The organism is Streptosporangium saharense (genome assembly GCF_014203715.1).
GTDB classification, from domain to species: Bacteria; Actinomycetota; Actinomycetes; order Streptosporangiales; family Streptosporangiaceae; genus Streptosporangium; species Streptosporangium saharense.
This window is the reverse complement of record NZ_JACHJP010000001.1, coordinates 410,778-427,299: the sequence shown is the minus strand read 5'-3', so window position 1 is coordinate 427,299 and position 16,522 is coordinate 410,778. Positions and strand designations below refer to the sequence as shown.

Genomic DNA, 16,522 nt, shown 5'->3' with positions numbered 1-16,522 from the left:
GACGCCGGTTCGCGTTGAGTTTGCGGGTGCTACCGAGGCAGCCGTCTCCCGAAGGGGAGCCCTCGCGAGAACTAGCGGGTCTCGCGGTGCGCCCGGTGCGTCTTGCAGTTGGGGCAGTACTTCTTCAGCTCAAGCCGATCCGGGTCATTGCGCCGGTTCTTCCGCGTGATGTAGTTGCGGTGCTTGCACTCCTGGCAGGCCAGCGTGATCTTCGGCCTAACGTCGGTGGCAGCCACTTGGGAGTGCCTTTCTACGTTCGGGACTGGGACAACCCGCACCGGTGCCCCGCGAGGGAGACCGGGAGGGTAGTAGCGGAGGCCGGACTTGAACCGGCGACACAACGATTATGAGCCGTTTGCTCTGCCTGACTGAGCTACTCCGCCTTGGGGCCGTCTGAACTGACGGCCTCCGCAAGGATACCCGACCTGCGGACTGACTGCGTACTTGCGCAGGTCAGGGCCATCTTCCGGGTTTCCCCGGTTATGCCCGTCCACACGGCGGGTCCTTGAGCGCGTTGCGGGTGGCCTCGGCGTCCACCCAAGCCGAAAGCCCCAACCGATTGGTCAGGGCCTTGAGGCTGTCGAGCCCCTTTACGGAATCGAACCGTAGACCTTCTCCTTACCATGGAGACGCTCTGCCGACTGAGCTAAAGGGGCCTGTCTGCTTGCCGTGGTCTTCGCCTTGGCGCTGCGGACAGGTGTAACCATACACGGCTCGGCGGCGTGATGCGAAATCAAACGACGGCCATGCCAAGTGGCCACCAAGTGCCCCATAAGCGGCCTCTCGCATCGTGGTCCCACCACGAGAAACACCACGAAGGAGAGAGCCGTGACGACCCCGGAACTGCTGGGTTTCCAGATCACCCATCGCGTCATGCGGGGGGAGACCCGCCGCCTCGCCGTACTCGCCGCGGAGCTGACCGAGGGCGGGCAGCGCGCCGACGCGGCCCGTGCGGCGGCCATCGGCACCTACGTCACCAAGCTGTGCGCGTACATCCACCATCACCACGTCTCCGAGGACGAGGTGCTCTGGCCCGTCCTCGAACGGTCGGCCGGGGCCGAGGTCGATCTTCGGGACCTGAGCGACGACCACTCCGAGCTCGACCCGCTGCTGGCCGAGATCAGTGGCCAGGCTAAGATCTTCGTCTCGACCGGGGACGCCGCCCGCCTGGCGGCCCTGCTCACCAGGCTCGCCGACATGCTCGACGAGCACATCGAGGAGGAGGAACGGCTGCTCTTCCCGATCATCAGGAAGTACGTCTCCGTCGCCGACTGGGAGAAGGTCGAGAAGGCCGTCCGCAAGGGCGGTGACGTCAGGACCGAGCTGCCCAGGATCGAGGAGTACGCCAGGCCGGAGGAGTTGGTCCGGCTGCGCAAGATGGCGGGTCCCGCGCTGACGGTGATGCTGTCCCTGTTCCGCGGTGGCCACCGCCGCCGCAAGCGCCTCGTCTACGGCTCTCTCGCGGGGTTGTGAGCCCCTCCCGAAGCGGAGGCGAGGGCCCGTGCCGCAGCGCGTGCCCAGTGCGGGGAGCCGACCAGCTCCGCGACCTGTACGGCCCTGGCGTAGTGGTCGGCCCCGTCCCCGCCGAGGAACTCGGCGAGGTCCCCCAGGACGTGCGCGACCGGCCCCATGGTGACCGAGCCCGACGACAGCCCGGCCAGTTCGCCGTCCCAGGGCAGCAGGGCCTCGTAGCACCGCCTGGCGACCTCCCGGTCGCCGAGGGCGACGGCGTTGCCCGCCCGCAGCGCCAGCCGGATCAGCCAGTAGTAGTCCTGCCTGGCCCGCCAGTACGGTTCCCAGAGCGGCCTGGCCTCCTCGTGCCGCCCCTCGGCCACCAGCGCCGCGACCAGCAGCTCCGAGGTGTCGTGCGGGATCAGCTCGTAGACGGCCCTGATCTCCCCGACGTCCTGAGGCAGCCCGCCCGCGAGCCGCGTCACGAACCGGCCGAAGACGCCGACGCCCAGGGCGTTCGGCCCCCCGGCCGCCGCCATCCGCTCCGCCGTACGCGTGTAGGACCGTTCGGCGGCGGCGAAGTCGCCCTGGACCAGCAGGACCAGGGCGTCCAGCATCGCCAGCACGCTCAGCGCCAGGCCGAGCTGGCCGCTGGTGGAGTGTTCGAGCGCCCGGTCGGCGTGGTGGCGGGCGGCGGCCAGGTCGTTGCGGCCCAGGCTCACCATGAAGAGCGCGTGGTGCCCCTGCATCCGGTAGCCGGGCAGCCCGGCCCGCCCGCCGAGCTCGACCAGTTCCCGCCCGACGGCCTCCAGCTCGGCGCGCCGGTCCGGGGTCAGCAGGACGAAGTAGCGCGCGTTGAGCGCCAGGCAGACCAGTTCGGCGCGGCCCAGGTCCCTGGCCAGGCGCAGCGCCTCGGCGCTGTGGGCCTCGCACTCCTCCTCCCGGTGGCCTTCGAGCTCGAAGGTGAGTGTGGCCAGCAGCCGGCAGCGGGTCTCGTCGTCGTTCTCGCCGGTCAGGGCCTCCTCGACGGCCGCGACGAACTCCTCGTCCACCCGCCGTTCCGGCTGGATCGACCAGGTCACCGGGGCGTCGTAGGCGGTCAGCGCCCGGGTGAGCCCGGTCCCGAGCCGCCGCGCCACTTCGATGGCCCGCCGCCGGTCGGCCCTGGCGGCGAGCACGTTGCCCTCGTGCGCCTCGGCGCCCACCAGGCGGCACAGCAGGTCGAACCGCTCCTGGTCGTCCTCGACGAGGCCGAGCGCGCCCCGGTAGAGGGCCCCGGCCTCCCGGTGAACGTGCAGGTCCGCGGCCCGTTTCGCCGCCGCCACCACGTACGGCACCGCCCGCCGAGCCGTGGCCGGGGTCGCCGCCGCCAACGCGTGGTGTCCGAGGGCCGAGACGTCCCCCGGCCTGACCTGTTCGAGCGCCCCAAGAACCCTGCCGTGCAGGCGCGTACGGCGCAGCCCCGGCGTGTCCTCGTAGAGGGTCTCGCGGACCAGGACGTGGGCGAAGCGCACCCTCCCCGGGGCGGGTTCGGTCAGCAGCCCCGTCATGACGCCCGCTTCGAGCCCTTCGAGCACGGTGTCCTCGTCGGAGCCGCCGAGCGCGAGCAGCACGTCCACGTCCACGTCCCTGCCGACGACCGCCGCGTCCCGCAGCGTGGTCCGCGCGGTCGCGGGCAGCCTGGCGATCCTGCGCCTGATCAGGTCGCGCACCCCCGGCGGCAGGGCCAGGGCGGCGCCGGTGCCGTCCGTGCTGATCAGCCGGGCCGTCTCGGAGACGAAGAGCGGGTTGCCCCCGGTCCTTCCCGCGACCGCGCGGGCGGTCTCGGGATCGACGTCGCGGCCTGAGCGCTCCCGCAGCAGCGTGGTCACCTCCGCCACGTCGAGGCCGCCCAGGTCGAGCCGGTGGGTGTCGTGCCCGGCCAGGGCCGCCCAGGTCGCCTCAAGGTCGTCGGACGTCTCGGCCTGCCGGTAGGTGGCCAGGACCATGATCTCCACGGTCGCGAGCCGTACGGCCAGGTGGCGGAGAAGGCGCAGTGTCTCGGCGTCGGCGCGGTGGATGTCCTCAAGGACGACCAGCAGCCGGGTCCCCCCGGTCACGGTGCGCGCCAGGTAGTCCTCGACCGCCATGGCGAGCTGGAAGCGGCCGGTCGCCGGGGCCTCGTCCGCCTCGTCCGCCAGCAGGGGCGCGAGCCGTACGGCCAGGGCGTCCTGAGGGGGGCGGGCGGCGGCCAGGGTGCGCAGGACCTCGCTCCACGCCCAGGCGGGCGGCGCCCCGCCGTCGGTCTCCGGGCACCGGCCCGTGGCGGTCAGCCACCCCTCGGCCGCCAGGCGCCGGGCGAAGGCGTGGGCGAGCGTGCTCTTGCCCGCGCCCGCCTCCCCGCCGAGCCAGACCGTGCGCAGCCCCCGGCCCTCGGCGACGGCGTCGAGCGCGGCCAGCTCCGCCGTACGGCCGATCATCTCGACGACCGGCGCCTCGGCGGGCGGCCGCGGGCGCGGCGACGGCAGGGGAGGTTCCGGTACGGCTGTCCGCAACCGGGCGGCGTGGGTGAGGATGTCGGCTTCGAGGGCGCGCAGCTCGGGCCCTGGATCGACGCCGAGTTCCTCGGCGAGGGTCTCGCGGGCCCTCCTGATCGCGGCCAGCGCGTCCGCCTGCCGTCCCGCCCGGTAGTGCGCCAGGGCGAGCAGCCGTACGGCGTTCTCCCTGAGCGGGTGGGCGCGGACGTGCTGTTCGAGCCGGACCTCGGCGTTGCGGCCGAGGGCGAGCAGCGCCTCCGCGCGGTGTTCGACGGCGGCCAGCCGCAGGTCGTCGAGGCGCGCGGCCTCGGCGGCGGCCCACTCCTGGTCGGCGAACTCGGCGTAGGCCTGTCCCTGCCACAGTGCCAGCGCCCCGTCCAGCAGGCCGAGCGCCCGTGCCGCCTCGCCCCCGGCGAGCGCCGCGGCGGCCTCCTCGACCGTCGCGGCGAACGCCCAGGCGTCAACCTGCTCGGGTTCGAGCCGCAGCCGGTAGCCGGGCGCGGCGCTGACCAGTACGGTCGCGGGGGTGCGGGGCGGCCGGTCGGGTTCGAGGGTCCGGCGCAGGTTGGACACGTACACCTGGAGCGCGGCCAGCGCCTTGGGCGGGGGTTGTCCACGCCAGAGGTCGTCGATGAAACGATCTGTCGAGACCACGTGGCCGCCCGCGGCGACCAGCCGGGCCAGTACGGCGCGCTGCCGGAACGCGCCCAGGTCTGCCGGACGACCGTCGATCTCCGCCTGCAGCGGACCAAGAACGCGCAACATAACAGAAGGCAGCGTATTTCACATCATGCGAAGGAGCACGATGTCCTCGTCACAGGAACCCCGCAGGGCGGCGATCCAGGCGCTCGCCGAGAGTGACCGGCAGCACTGGTACTGGTACGGCAGGGGCGGCGACGGCCACGTGTGGCTGTTCGAGGCCGTCATCGACGACGGCGGCGAGTACTGGCCCGTCAGGCACGCCGAACTCGGCGCAGACGGCGTCCCCCGCCGGTACTCGTGGCGGCACATCGCCGACGAGCACGGCTTCCTGGCCGAGGGCCCGCTCTATCCTGACGACTTCGGCCTGAACCCGCTGACCGCCGAGGAGTTCGCCACCCTGTGGGACGCGCTCGACGGATGATCTCCGCTCACACGACGAGCGCCGCCTGGATCTCCAGGAAGATCTGCACCTTCTCCCCGAGCGCCAGCCCCTCGCCCCCGGGGATGGGGTTGTTGAAGCTGACCCCGAAGTCGGTGCGGTCGATCTCCCCGCGCGCCGAGATGCCGACCCGGGCGCCGGACGTGGGGTCCGGGAGATAGGAGTCGGGGCCGAAGCCGTTGATCTCGACCTTCAGGGGGACCGGGCGGGTGACCCCCTTGAGCGTGAGTTCGCCGTCCAGCACGAACTCGTCCCCCTCACGCCGCAGCGCGCTGGAGCGGTAGGTCAGGGTCGGGTACTTCTCGATCTCCAGGAAGTCCGCGGAGCGCAGGTGGTCGTCCCGCTGCGGGTGCCCGGTGTCGATCGAGGTCAGGTCCACCTTCGCGGTGACGCTGGACTCAAGCGGATCGGCCCCGGTGACGATCTGCCCCTCGAACGCGAGGAACCGTCCACGCACCTTGCTGATCAGCAGGTGCCGTACCACGAAACCGACCTCGGAATGGACCGGATCAATGGTCCACGTCCCCGCCACATACCCTGGAATTTCCACAGTCCGTGTCACTGTCGCCTCTTCTGAGATCTCGGAAGAACTACAGGACCTCATCCTGGGACGGCCCGGCGAAGGGCACAAGAACGCACTTCAACGTCACTCAGTGACCTGGAGATAACCGTGGAACACCAAAATGCTGTTTGCGTGATTAACGGCCTCCGCGAAGCGCCTTTTTGAGAAAGGCCGGAACGTGGAAATTCCGCATTCTCGGAGTGGTTTTCCACGGTTTTCTGGTCAGGAGGCGTCGAACAGGGCGCTGACCGATTCGCCGTCGTGGATGCGGCGCATGGCCTCGGCCAGCACGGGGGCGATCGACAGGACGCGGAGCTTGGAGTCCGGCTTGACCTCGGGAAGCGGGACGGTGTTGGTGCAGACGATCTCCTCGACCTCCGGCTCCTCCCCCAGCCTGTCGAGGGCCCCGGCCGCGAACACCCCGTGGGTGCAGGCGATCCGCACGGACCTGACGTCACGCTCGCGGAGCCGTTCGAGAAGCTCGATCACGGTCGTGCCCCTGGCGATCTCGTCGTCCAGGACGATGACGTCCTTGCCGGTGACGTCGCCGATCACCGAGCTGATCGTGACGCGGTCGTCGCTGAAACGCTGCTTGGCCCCCATCGCGACCTCGGTCCCCAGCAGCCGGGCGAAGGCCGCGGCCTCCTTGGCGTTGCCCAGGTCGGGAGAGACCACGACGGTGTTGGACAGGTCGTACTGCCGGAAGTGGGCGGCCAGCTCGCGCAGGGCGTGCAGGTGATCGACCGGGACGCTGAAGAAGCCGTGCACCTGCGGGGAGTGCAGGGTCATGGTGAGCACCCGGTCGGCCCCGGCGGTCGCCAGGATGTCGGCCACCAGACGAGCCCCGATCGAGATGCGCGGGGCGTCCTTCTTGTCGGAACGCGCGTAGGAGAAGTGCGGCATCACCACGGTCGTCCTGGCCGCGGACGCCCCTCGCGCGGCGTCGAGCATCAGCAGCAGTTCGACGAGGTTCTCCTGAACGGGCGGTACGAGCGGCTGGATCAGGAACACGTCCCGTTCCCGGCAGTTGGCCTGCAACTGCACCTCAAGACAGTCGTTGGCGAACCGCTTCACCCGGACCGGATGCAACGGAGTCCCCAGGTGGGAGCAGATCTCGGTCGCCAGTTCAGGGTGCGCGCTTCCACTGAACACGGTGATGTCTCGCACAGCCGCTCCTCGCTCGGACTGGTGCTGAATCGGTCAAGCGAGACGCATGCTACATGTGCCCCCAAATCGGACTTACCCCCACTCCGTTGGAGATTCGGACCCCTGGGCAGGTGCTCGGAAAGTGTCGGTGGCCGTCCCTAGGATTGGCCGTGCGCTTCCATCTCACCGATCGGGGACAGGACCTTGAGCACAGTCATCTCGCGGGACGGCACGGTCATCGACTACGACCGGTACGGTGACGGACCCGCCGTCGTCTTCGTCGGCGGCGCCACCCAGCACCGCGCCATCGACCAGGAGACCCGCCAGATCGGGCGGCGGCTCGCCGCCGAGGGCTTCACGGCCGTCGACTACGACCGCCGCGGACGCGGGCGCTCCGGCGACACCCAGCCGTGGGCGCTTGAGCGGGAGGTCGAGGACCTCGCGGCGCTGATCAAGGCCGTCGGAGGAACCGCCACCGTCTACAGCAGCTCGTCCGGAGCCACCGTCGCCCTGGGCGCGGCGGACGCGGACGTCGGCGTGACCGCGCTCGCGCTCTACGAGCCGCCGCTGATGGCCGAGGTCGACAACTCCGAGCACCTGACCGTGCTGCGCTCCCTGCTCGCGGAGGGCAGGAACGACGAGGCGATGCGCTACAACATGACGTCGGTGATCGGGATCCCGGCCGAGGTCGTCGAGGGGATGGCCCAGTCGCCCGGCTGGGCGGGGATGGTCTCCGTCGCCCCGACGCTCGTCTACGACATCGCCGCCGTCCACGACATCAACGTCGATCCCGACTGGGCAGGGCGCTGGTCCTCGGTCACCGTGCCGACGGTGGTCTACTCGGGCGACCAGACCTTCCCCGGTCTCCCCGAGGCCGCCGACGCGGTGGCCATGGCCCTGCCCAACGCGGCCCGCCGTGTCCTCCCCGGTCAGGGCCACGGCCCCGCCCCCGAGGCCATCACCCCGGTGCTCCTGGAGTTCCTGCGCTGAGCCGATCCGCTAGCTTTCTCAACCGGCCTGTGCGGAACGGCGCCCGCCAAGGAAGCGGATGACGACAAAGCCGACACAGATCGCGGCCAGCGCCCACACGACCGTCTGGCCGATGACGACGATCCGCTCGTTCCTGCCCGGGGGAAGCACGACCATCTGTACGGCGGCGCCGACCGGCACGACCAGTCTCGCGAGGAGGCCGACCACCCCGGGGCGTACGGCGCAGGCGCCCGCGGCTCCCAGGGGCGCGCCGAAGACAACGCTGGCCACCCACCAGACGGGGTGTTCGGGCATGTACGGTCCACCGCTTTGGAAGGTGTCCACGAAACCGTAGGCCGCCGTGGCCGCGAGCAGCGCCACGACACCGGCGACGGCTCCCCTGGCGAGCGCCGAGGACCGGTTTGTACGGGTGACCAGCCATCCCACGGCGACCGCCGCTCCCGCCCACGCCCAGCCAGAGTCGATCATCACGCTCACGATCTCGATGGGCGACGCGCCGCTGATCGTGGCGGCCTCACTTTCGAGGTCCGCGTAGTGGTGGGAGACCGCATTGACCAGGGAGGTCACCGCCCCGAACCCCACCCCGAACACCAGGGCGCCCACGACGACCTTCGCAAAATCCACAAACGGACGCTCAATAGCCACGCTCCTCTTTTACCGCTTCTACCGCGTATCTGCCGTGGGCAGGCTTCTGTCGTATGTCCGTCGTAGGCAGGCCCGCACTTGCACGAGGCCCGAACCGCGAGATCCAGCTCACACGGTTCGGGGACCCGCCGGGCAGGTCCCCGAAGCCGTCTCACACGCGGGCGGTCTCCCTTTCCTGGCTCTCCTCGTCGGAGCGCCTCGGCCCGCGCATGAGCAGCAGGGTGAGGACGGCCCCCACGACGGCCACTGTCCCGGCGCCGACGAAGGCGCCCTGGAAGCCGTCGGTGAGCCCGGCGAGGTCTCCCGGCTCGACCGGCCGGGAGGTGGCGATCGCGGTCATCGCGGCCAGGCCGATCGCCGAGCCGATCTGGTAGGTGGTGTTGACGATGCCCGAGGCCAGCCCACTCTCCTGCGGCCCCGCCCCCGACATGGCCGACATCATCGCCGGGATGTACGCCAGGGACATGCCCACGGCGGCGATGAGGGAGGCGGGCAGGACGTCCACGGCGAAGACGCCGTCCGGCCTGGCGAAGGCAAGTCCCCCGACGCCCACCGCCATGACCGCCAGGCCGACGACGATGAGCGGCTTGGCGCCGAACCGGCCGAGCAGCCGGGCGGTGATCCCGATCATGAAGATCATGATCGCCACGGTCATCGGCAGCAGCGCGGCCCCGCTGGGGAAGGCGCCGTAGCCGAGGACCTGCTGCAGATAGAGGTTGAGGAAGTACCACATCGGGATCCAGGCCGCCCCGAGCAGGGCCATCGCGAGGTTCGCGGTGGCCAGGCCGGGCGTGCGCCAGACGGCGAGCGGCATGAGCGGCTCACGCACGGTCCGCTGGACCACCAGGAACAGCGCCAGCAGCGCGAGCGCCCCGGCGAACTCAAGCACCGTCGCCACCGAGGTCCACCCCTGCTCGGGCGCCCGCACGATGGCGTAGACGGCCAGGGCGATTCCCCCGGTCACGGAGACGGCGCCCAGCACGTCGACCGAACCGCGTCTGCCCTGGACCGAGGGAAGCAGCGCGGGCACAGCCGCCAGGGTGGCCAGGCCGATGGGCACGTAGACGATGAAGACCCACGGCCAGCTCAGATACTCGGTGATGACGCCGCCGAGGAACACCCCTGCGGTGCCTCCGGCCGGGGCGGCCGCGCCGTACAGGGCCATGGCCTTGCCCAGTTCGCGCGGGTTGTGTCCGAAGAGCATCATGAGCAGGGTCATCGAGGCGGGGGCGATGAGCGCCCCGCCCACTCCCTGGACGCCACGGCCGAGGATCTCGACCCAGGCGGTGTCCGCCACCGCGGCGACGACCGAACCGGCGACCAGGATGATCCAGCCGGTGGTGAAGACCTTACGGGCGCCGAACAGGTCGGACAGCCTTCCGCCGAGGAGCAGCAGACCACCGAAGGCGATGACGTAGGCGTTGAAGACCCACTGCAGACCGCCTGCGGAGAAGCCGAGGTCGCGCTGCATGTCGGGCAGGGCGACGCCGATGATCGAGGTATCCATGATGACCATGAACTGCGCGGCGGCGAGCACGATGAGCGCCTGCCACCTGCGTGGATTGACGGCATTCATGCCGCACTCCTGATTTCTCGCATTCCTGCCGACGAGGCAGGATGGGGGTGGGGATTGAGGGTGATTCGACTCGACCGGCCCCGCGGTGGGCGTGCACGCCAATGCACGCCCACCACTCGTTCCTCGGGCAGCGCCTTGTTCCCAGGGGCTCCCCGTTTCCGGAAACTTCCTGCTTCTGGGAGCCTCCTGTTCTCGGGACTCCCTGTTTCTGGAGCTTCCTGTTTCTGGGGCTTCCCGTTTTTGGGGCTTCCTGTACGGCACAGCCCGCGGGCCGTGTCCGCTCCGGAGGGCGCTACCCCCCAGGGGGCATCTCCTAGGCGGCGCTGACGGGCAGGGTGGCGGCCAACGTGTAGCCCGCCCGCTCCACCGCCGCACGGATCTCCTCGTCGGAGAAGCCCGCCCCGCTGACGGTGACCGCGCCGCTGGCCAGATCGACCCGGACATCGGTCACGCCACCGACCTCGCCGATCTCATTGGAGACCGACGAGACGCAGTGCCCACAGGTCATCCCGCTGACCGTGTAGACGCTCGCCTCAGCGCCACCGGCAACCGCCCGCGCGGAGTCGCCGTTCTGGGCGCCGTCCTGGGTGCCGCCCTGGGTGCCGCACGCACATGCCGTACACATGGACCTCTCCTCTCATTACCCACGGGGGGTATGTCGTCATGCGGCATCAACATACCCCCCAGGGGTTCTATTTCCAAGAGCGGGTCCCGATCCGTCCGGACAGCCGTGAGCTTCGACCACCTCAGCCGTGGCCAGAGGCGTTCGCGCTTCCCTGCCAACGTTTCGGCGGGAGCGCGGCGAGCACCTCAGGGATGATCCCGTCCAGAGTGGTTCGCTCGTCCGCCGTCAGCTTCCTTGCCCCGCACGACCGCGCCCTCTCCCCCGGGCAGACGATGTACGCGGCCACCCGGAGGCGGGCCAGGCTGCGCTCGAACCGATCTCCGATCACCGGATCGACCCCCTGGCAGGCTTTCAGCCTTTTCTGCTGTGGAGACTCGGCGAGCATCTCATGGACCACCATGAGCATCCTGGAGTGATAGGAGGAATACTCTGAGTTTTCGAGAAGACCCCGAATCGAGTTCCATCCGGCGAGCAATGGAACAGCGAATCTGGTGTAGGTCTTTTTGCAGGCCTCCTGCCAGTGGTCAGGTGGCGAGTATGCGGTCGGATCGAAACCCGGAGGATACAGTCCCTCTTCCGCGGTAGACCCCGTCGGCGTGACCACCGCGCCACTCCCCGTGGAGACCGGGGAAACCTGTGCCGAATCACAGGAGGTGAGAAAGGCTCCGGCCAGAACGACCGCGACAACGGTCCTGAAAAAATTCATTCCCCAATCATGGCCACACCCAGGTCGCCCGATCCACAAATAAAACATTTTCCGGCATATAACACCTTTCCTAGGAAGCCTTCAGGTGGCCAATGCCGTACAAACAACCCCTTTTGTGGCTATCGTGCTCCTTGACCTAGATCACGGGAGCGTGGCGATGAACGTGAGAGAACCTGACTGGGCGTATGTGGCCAGGTCCCTCCTCAGGGTCCTGATCGTCAGCATGACCCTGTTCGTGGCGCTCTACGCGGCCGAAGGCGCACTGGCGACGTTCGTCGACCTCGACGACAAACGCCTGGCCCAGGTGTACGGCACAGCCGCCCGCATCACGAACCCCGACAAACGCCTCTCGACCGGCTACAGCGACGGCGGAGGACTACTGGGCACGACCTACACGCTGACCGGGGAACCACGCCGGGCCGACCATGATCAACCCTGGCGGGAGTACGAGATCACGAAGGACCTGTTCGGCGTCATCCGAGCCCCCTCCCTCTCCGGCCCCTCCGGCAGACTGGGAGACGCGATCACCGCGGTGGACGCGAACCCCGGCGAGGATAAAACGCTGACGGAGGCGAGCCGAAAGACCATCGACGCCCTCCCGCAGACGCTGGAGGCCGTCGCGGTCGTGGAGTTCACCCACCCGATGACCACCGAACAGCTCGTCGCCTTCAACCGGAGGCACCGCCTCTGCGGAGGGACGGGCGTCTCCTACGTCTACGCCCCGTCCTACTACGACGACTCCGACCCCATTCCCCTGACGAACGCGATCGTCTGGAACCGCGGCATGACCGCCGAGGGCGACCCCACCTACCAGTGCGAGACCGAACCGGAGGCGGCCCTGGCGGAGTTCCGCCGGTGGACCAGAAAACTCCACGAAACAGACGACCTCAGCCAGTTCGGCCTGACCCCCCACCGCCTGACCGAAACAGCCAAAGAAGGCACCGTACACGCCCTCCTCCTCGACCACTGGAAACTCTCCGCTCTCAAACCCCTCCTCAACACCCCAGAAACAAGAACAATCACCCTGACCGACACCACCTTCAACCTCGGCACCCCGAAGTAGCCCCTCCCTCGACTCGTGGGCGACTTCATCAACCACACAAAACATGACATAAGGATCGGAGAGAGCATCCCGTGAACACCGGCGAGGCGTACACCAGCTTGGTAAAAGCGACAAGCGCCGCACTCCGGCGCTCTGTCGGGACGCGTCCCCGACTGCTGATGGTCGCGATCACCCTGCTGGTGGGCCTGGCACCCGCCGTAACCCTGCCCGCAGGCCGGACGTTCGCCGCCCTCACCGAAGCAACCCAGAGCCTGATGTCGATCCCACTGCCCTTCCTCGGCGCACTGCTGGCCCATGACCTGTGGAGATCACCTCGTACGGCCCGGCTCACCCCAACCCTGCTGGCAGCGACCCTGCTGGCCGCCGCCGTCGGCGTGTTCGGAATCCTGGTCTGCGCCCTGGCACTCACGATCGCTCCGGCCGCCTCAGGCCCGGACCCATGGCTCAACGCGGGGAACCTCGCCGCAGGCAGCGTGCTGGTACAGACAGTCGCCCAACTCACCGGCACCGGCCTGGGCCTGCTCCTACGCTCCCCCGTCATCGCCTGCCTCAGCACCATCGTCCTGCCAATGGGCCTATGGCTGACCCTCGGCAGCATCACCCCCCTCCACCCCGCCCAACCTTGGCTCACCCCCTACACCACCGCCCAAAACCTCCTCTCCGGCCAGATGAGCCCCCTGGCATGGTCACAGTGGACCGTCGTCGTCCTCATCTGGGGCGCAGGCCTGAACACCCTTGGCGCGGCCTCACTGAGGTGGAGAAAGCATTCAGCAAACCAAAGCTTCTGGGCAGGATGACAACAGCCAAGCTGATCGGACTGGCAGCAGGCACCCGTGCCCCACACGTACCGAACCACCCGGAAACAAGAAACAACAGCGGAGATCAGTACCCCAACAGAAGAAGCTCCCGGCCGCATCTCTACGATCGGAGGCTTCCTGCTACCGGTAGCGGATCCAGGGTTCAAACCTGAGTAGGCTAAGCCAACGATTTTACAGCTCGTTACCGTTCCTACGGCGACATGGCCGCTGCCCCGGTGCGCAGCACATTCCCTTCTCACCAACTGGCCAAGAAGGTCACTCCCCTGAGTCAGGCTCCCAAGCTGGCCAGCGTGGCAGGCATTGGACGGTGCGCGGCGGGGTTAGGTCGGCTTGTCACGGCGAACGGAAACTTGTTGTCGACCCACAACAGTCCGGATAACTCCCTGGGCATATCCCAGCGAGGCGGCGGAAAGATCGCATCATCGACATGCGTGTCGCCCAGATTGAACTGGAAGGTCAGGACCGGCTCGCCAGTGAGCAAGTCGTCGAGTTCACGTAATCCTAGGCCTGTGAAGCGGTGCGCGCCTACTGCCACTACCAGCGGCAGATCATGTTCGTCGACTATCCGCCGATACTTGCTGATCTTGTCCTTGACAGGCTGGATGATCTGCGCCGCACTGACTTGTCCGGCGGTCGAACTGGGTGGATCGAAACAGGCGAACAACCCGAAGGGAGAGGGAATCACACCCCCGTAGCGGTCACCTTGAACGAGAAAGGTGTAGCCGAAGCTGGTGGAAATACGGGACGGACACAGCGCACCGCACAGTGCCCCCCGAATCTCTCCTGCGATTCTCTTGGCCGTGCGTGAGTCAGGCGCCTGGACGGGTCGGCCAGTGGGCTCCAGCCTGAGCACCACTCCGACCGGGATGGTCTTGATCTGCTGGGTCAACTGGTGCCAGGCGCGCATTGAGTCGTAGGTCTTCTGCGGAGGGGAGGCGGTGTACACCTCAACCAGGCACAGCGGCTCACCGGTGTCCGACATCACGGTCCAGTCGGGTGTCTGCCTACCCCAGAAGTAGTCATAGACGATATGCAGCCCGGCCTGGCGTAATGCAGCACCGACTGCCATCTCGAAGTGAACGGACCAGTAGTGCTCGTCTTTCCACACACAGCGTGCGAGCCGGTCGGCCTGCCTGACAGACAGCTGACGTAGTTGCTCATCAAGCCAGTCCCGACGTGGCGCAAACTCCTCGTTCACAGCGTTCTCGTAGGTGAGAGTTCGCCCCTGCGGAGGCTTGTTGCCGTGGCGGCGACGGTACTCTTCGACAAACTCAGGGCCGAACCGGCGCGAGGGGACAGAGGTATCTTCCACACTGCGAAGTGTGATGGACTGACCACGCACCAGTGATGCAAAGTGGAAAACTCGCCCTCCTGATAGTGCTACTCCCTGTCAAACCCGGGCTATCAGCTTGGGAATTCTCTATCACGCCTGGCTGCTGAGCTGGGAAGATGCTGACCTGTGGGGAGTGGGGGCAGTGACCGTGGTTCCTCGTGAGTCCCCTTGATCACCCTGCTGACGAGCACGCCGAACCCGAGCGCGGAAATGATGAAGCGGGTTGCAGTAGACACCTGGCAGGATTTGCATGTGGGTGCACCGACAGAGTTGACCGAGCTGAAGGATCGTTGGCTGCTGCCCTATCGGGGGATGCACGTGATTCAAGTCCGGTTGGATCGTCAATTGACATTGCTTCTGAACAGCGGTGCTTACGTGGATATTGGGGGTGAGGCGATGCTCAGCCACGGCCCGCTGAGCGCTCCAGACGCGACGACGGTTCGGCTCGTCCCCGAGCGCCGAGAGATAGCGCCAGTTCTGACGCTCTTTGGCGCGATGGTTCTCTCATCGGTTGCCTTCAAATCCGGCGCGCTGAGATTGGTCTTCAGCACCGGAGCACATCTGAACGTGCAACGTAATCACCAGTACGAGGCGTGGAGCGCACACGGTCCAGACACTCTGTTTCTCGTTTGCCAACCAGACGGTGATCTCGCGGTTTGGCGATGACCCGACACACCAGTTCAGAAGATCTCGGCACACGGCCCATGGCATGCTCAATCGCGACTCAGAGGCAGTTTGAGCTTTCCCATAAGTCCCGCGGCTCCCCCTCGTTCTCTCCTGACGGGCACGCCGGAGACAGTCCTCAACACCGTTGCCCGGTGGACTGAGGCTGAGGCACGAAGTCCCAGACCGTCGATCGCCCGCCACTCCGTACGGTGACTAGCCACAGCGCGATCGTCGACCCGCATCGGTGTAATGGCCCGCCCAGAACTCAGCGACAACGGCAGGAAACCGGCTGGAAGCAAATCCTTCGACGTCCGTTCTACGCTGCTATAAGCTTTCTGCGCCGTCACGGGCAAAGGCGAATGGGAAAGTTCGTATTAGCGTTGCTAACTCCCTTTGCGGGGATGAGCCGGTTCGAGTCCGGTAGGCCGTGGCGGCTCTGTACGACTACTGGTGGTGTAGCCACAGAAATCGATAGCTTTGACGGCGGTGTGGCCCACGTGCGGTAACCGATGGTCGAGTACGGCGCGCGGTCGTGTCGGTCTGGATCATTCCGGCGGCGGCCTCGATGAGGACGGCTTCTGAGTCCCGGGCAGAGTCTGCGGCTTCCCCGAGGTATCCCCGCTCCCGAGGTGGCCGAGTGGGCCGGGCACAGTGTGGACGTCCTGCTGCGGGTCTACGCCAAGTGCCTCGACGGGCAGAAGGGCGTGGCCAACCGACGAAGAGACGGCGCGCTGACCGCGCGAACTGCCTGCCGTACGACCAGGACCCTGGGAAGCCCGGGGGCCTTTGGCCCTCCGGAGGCCGATTCCCGCCCTCGTACCGCCTGGAAACCCTAGCTCCACCTGGAGAAACGCCTTCAAGATCATTGCACGCATACTGGTGGAGCGATGGCATACGGCTGCTCTTGGCCGCGTACAACCGCATGTCCCGGAAAAGCAAAAGAGCCCCTTGCGGGGCTCTGAGCTGCCAGTTTGGCTGGTGGCAGGTGCAGGACTTGAACCTGCGTAGGCTGAGCCGACGGTTTTACAGACCCGACGCAAACCACCCCTGAGCTGCAACTTCGCCTCGATGCCCCGACGCAGGGAACACATTGGGAACGGGCGCCTCACGACCACTCCCCGAAACGGACATTTCATGTCGTCACCGGGGGCCGATGACGAGAATACGACTAGCCGAACAGCCCCGGGCAACCCTGCATCCGCCTCGACCGGGCACCTATCTGGCCCCTGATGCCTCGCGGGTGGCGCGGAAGCCGCCGCACAATCCGCAGAATCCGCAGAACC

The 16,522-nt window shown here is 67.7% G+C and carries 15 protein-coding genes and 2 tRNA genes; 6 read left to right on the top strand and 11 right to left on the bottom strand.

Annotated features, from left to right (window positions below; translation table 11 throughout):
* Positions 1 to 71: 71 nt before the first annotated feature.
* The 3 genes from rpmG to FHS44_RS02135 form a co-directional block, all read right to left on the bottom strand.
* Positions 72 to 236 (bottom strand): 50S ribosomal protein L33, encoded by a 165-nt coding sequence (rpmG, locus tag FHS44_RS02145; protein ID WP_036325591.1) that lies wholly within the window; start codon positions 234 to 236, stop codon positions 72 to 74.
* Between the two features lie 73 nt (positions 237 to 309).
* Positions 310 to 383 (bottom strand) — tRNA-Met (locus tag FHS44_RS02140).
* A gap of 200 nt (positions 384 to 583) precedes the next feature.
* A tRNA-Thr gene (locus FHS44_RS02135) sits at positions 584 to 656 on the bottom strand.
* 172 nt (positions 657 to 828) lie between these two features.
* On the opposite strand from FHS44_RS02135, the gene FHS44_RS02130 reads away from it, so the two are divergent.
* Complete coding sequence (locus tag FHS44_RS02130; RefSeq protein WP_312863504.1) at positions 829 to 1,473, top strand: hemerythrin domain-containing protein; 645 nt, start codon at positions 829 to 831, stop codon at positions 1,471 to 1,473.
* Here FHS44_RS02130 and FHS44_RS02125 read toward each other — a convergent pair.
* Positions 1,449 to 4,733, bottom strand: a complete 3,285-nt coding sequence (locus FHS44_RS02125) for an ATP-binding protein (protein WP_184712150.1) — start codon at positions 4,731 to 4,733, stop codon at positions 1,449 to 1,451. The two genes, FHS44_RS02130 and FHS44_RS02125, sit on opposite strands and share 25 nt — an antisense overlap.
* Before the next feature lie 40 nt (positions 4,734 to 4,773).
* Between FHS44_RS02125 and FHS44_RS02120 the strand changes: the two genes are divergently transcribed.
* Positions 4,774 to 5,091, top strand: a complete 318-nt coding sequence (locus FHS44_RS02120) for a hypothetical protein (RefSeq protein ID WP_184712149.1) — start codon at positions 4,774 to 4,776, stop codon at positions 5,089 to 5,091.
* 7 nt (positions 5,092 to 5,098) lie between these two features.
* On the opposite strand, the gene FHS44_RS02115 is transcribed toward FHS44_RS02120, so the two are convergent.
* On the bottom strand, positions 5,099 to 5,713 hold the full coding sequence (locus tag FHS44_RS02115) for a YceI family protein (RefSeq protein ID WP_184712148.1): 615 nt from the start codon (positions 5,711 to 5,713) through the stop codon (positions 5,099 to 5,101).
* 180 nt (positions 5,714 to 5,893) lie between these two features.
* Entirely contained in the window at positions 5,894 to 6,838 is a 945-nt protein-coding gene (locus tag FHS44_RS02110; protein WP_184712147.1) for a ribose-phosphate diphosphokinase, read from the bottom strand.
* 183 nt (positions 6,839 to 7,021) lie between these two features.
* Between FHS44_RS02110 and FHS44_RS02105 the strand changes: the two genes are divergently transcribed.
* On the top strand, positions 7,022 to 7,807 hold the full coding sequence (locus FHS44_RS02105; protein ID WP_184712146.1) for an alpha/beta fold hydrolase: 786 nt from the start codon (positions 7,022 to 7,024) through the stop codon (positions 7,805 to 7,807).
* A gap of 18 nt (positions 7,808 to 7,825) precedes the next feature.
* On the opposite strand, the gene FHS44_RS02100 is transcribed toward FHS44_RS02105, so the two are convergent.
* The 4 genes from FHS44_RS02100 to FHS44_RS02085 all read right to left on the bottom strand — a co-directional run bounded on the left by FHS44_RS02100 (position 7,826) and on the right by FHS44_RS02085 (position 11,257).
* On the bottom strand, positions 7,826 to 8,431 hold the full coding sequence (locus FHS44_RS02100; RefSeq protein WP_184712145.1) for a hypothetical protein: 606 nt from the start codon (positions 8,429 to 8,431) through the stop codon (positions 7,826 to 7,828).
* 172 nt (positions 8,432 to 8,603) lie between these two features.
* Positions 8,604 to 10,028 carry an MFS transporter gene (locus FHS44_RS02095; RefSeq protein WP_184712144.1) on the bottom strand — a complete coding sequence of 475 codons (1,425 nt, stop codon included), beginning with the start codon at positions 10,026 to 10,028 and terminating at the stop codon, positions 8,604 to 8,606.
* 313 nt (positions 10,029 to 10,341) lie between these two features.
* The gene (locus FHS44_RS41590; protein WP_184712143.1) at positions 10,342 to 10,653 is read right to left on the bottom strand and encodes a heavy-metal-associated domain-containing protein; all 312 of its coding nucleotides are present in this window, start codon (positions 10,651 to 10,653) and stop codon (positions 10,342 to 10,344) included.
* Between the two features lie 121 nt (positions 10,654 to 10,774).
* The gene (locus tag FHS44_RS02085) at positions 10,775 to 11,257 is read right to left on the bottom strand and encodes a hypothetical protein (RefSeq protein WP_184712142.1); all 483 of its coding nucleotides are present in this window, start codon (positions 11,255 to 11,257) and stop codon (positions 10,775 to 10,777) included.
* 259 nt (positions 11,258 to 11,516) lie between these two features.
* Between FHS44_RS02085 and FHS44_RS02080 the strand changes: the two genes are divergently transcribed.
* Positions 11,517 to 12,422: a hypothetical protein gene (locus FHS44_RS02080; protein WP_184712141.1), complete on the top strand. Its 906-nt coding sequence runs from the start codon at positions 11,517 to 11,519 to the stop codon at positions 12,420 to 12,422.
* A 158-nt stretch (positions 12,423 to 12,580) separates the two neighbouring features.
* Positions 12,581 to 13,219 carry a hypothetical protein gene (locus tag FHS44_RS02075; RefSeq protein WP_184712140.1) on the top strand — a complete coding sequence of 213 codons (639 nt, stop codon included), beginning with the start codon at positions 12,581 to 12,583 and terminating at the stop codon, positions 13,217 to 13,219.
* A gap of 289 nt (positions 13,220 to 13,508) precedes the next feature.
* Here FHS44_RS02075 and FHS44_RS02070 read toward each other — a convergent pair whose 3' ends face one another.
* Complete coding sequence (locus FHS44_RS02070; RefSeq protein ID WP_184712139.1) at positions 13,509 to 14,552, bottom strand: hypothetical protein; 1,044 nt, start codon at positions 14,550 to 14,552, stop codon at positions 13,509 to 13,511.
* 189 nt (positions 14,553 to 14,741) lie between these two features.
* On the opposite strand from FHS44_RS02070, the gene FHS44_RS02065 reads away from it, so the two are divergent.
* The gene (locus tag FHS44_RS02065) at positions 14,742 to 15,239 is read left to right on the top strand and encodes a DUF6188 family protein (RefSeq protein ID WP_184712138.1); all 498 of its coding nucleotides are present in this window, start codon (positions 14,742 to 14,744) and stop codon (positions 15,237 to 15,239) included.
* Positions 15,240 to 16,522 lie beyond the last annotated feature (1,283 nt).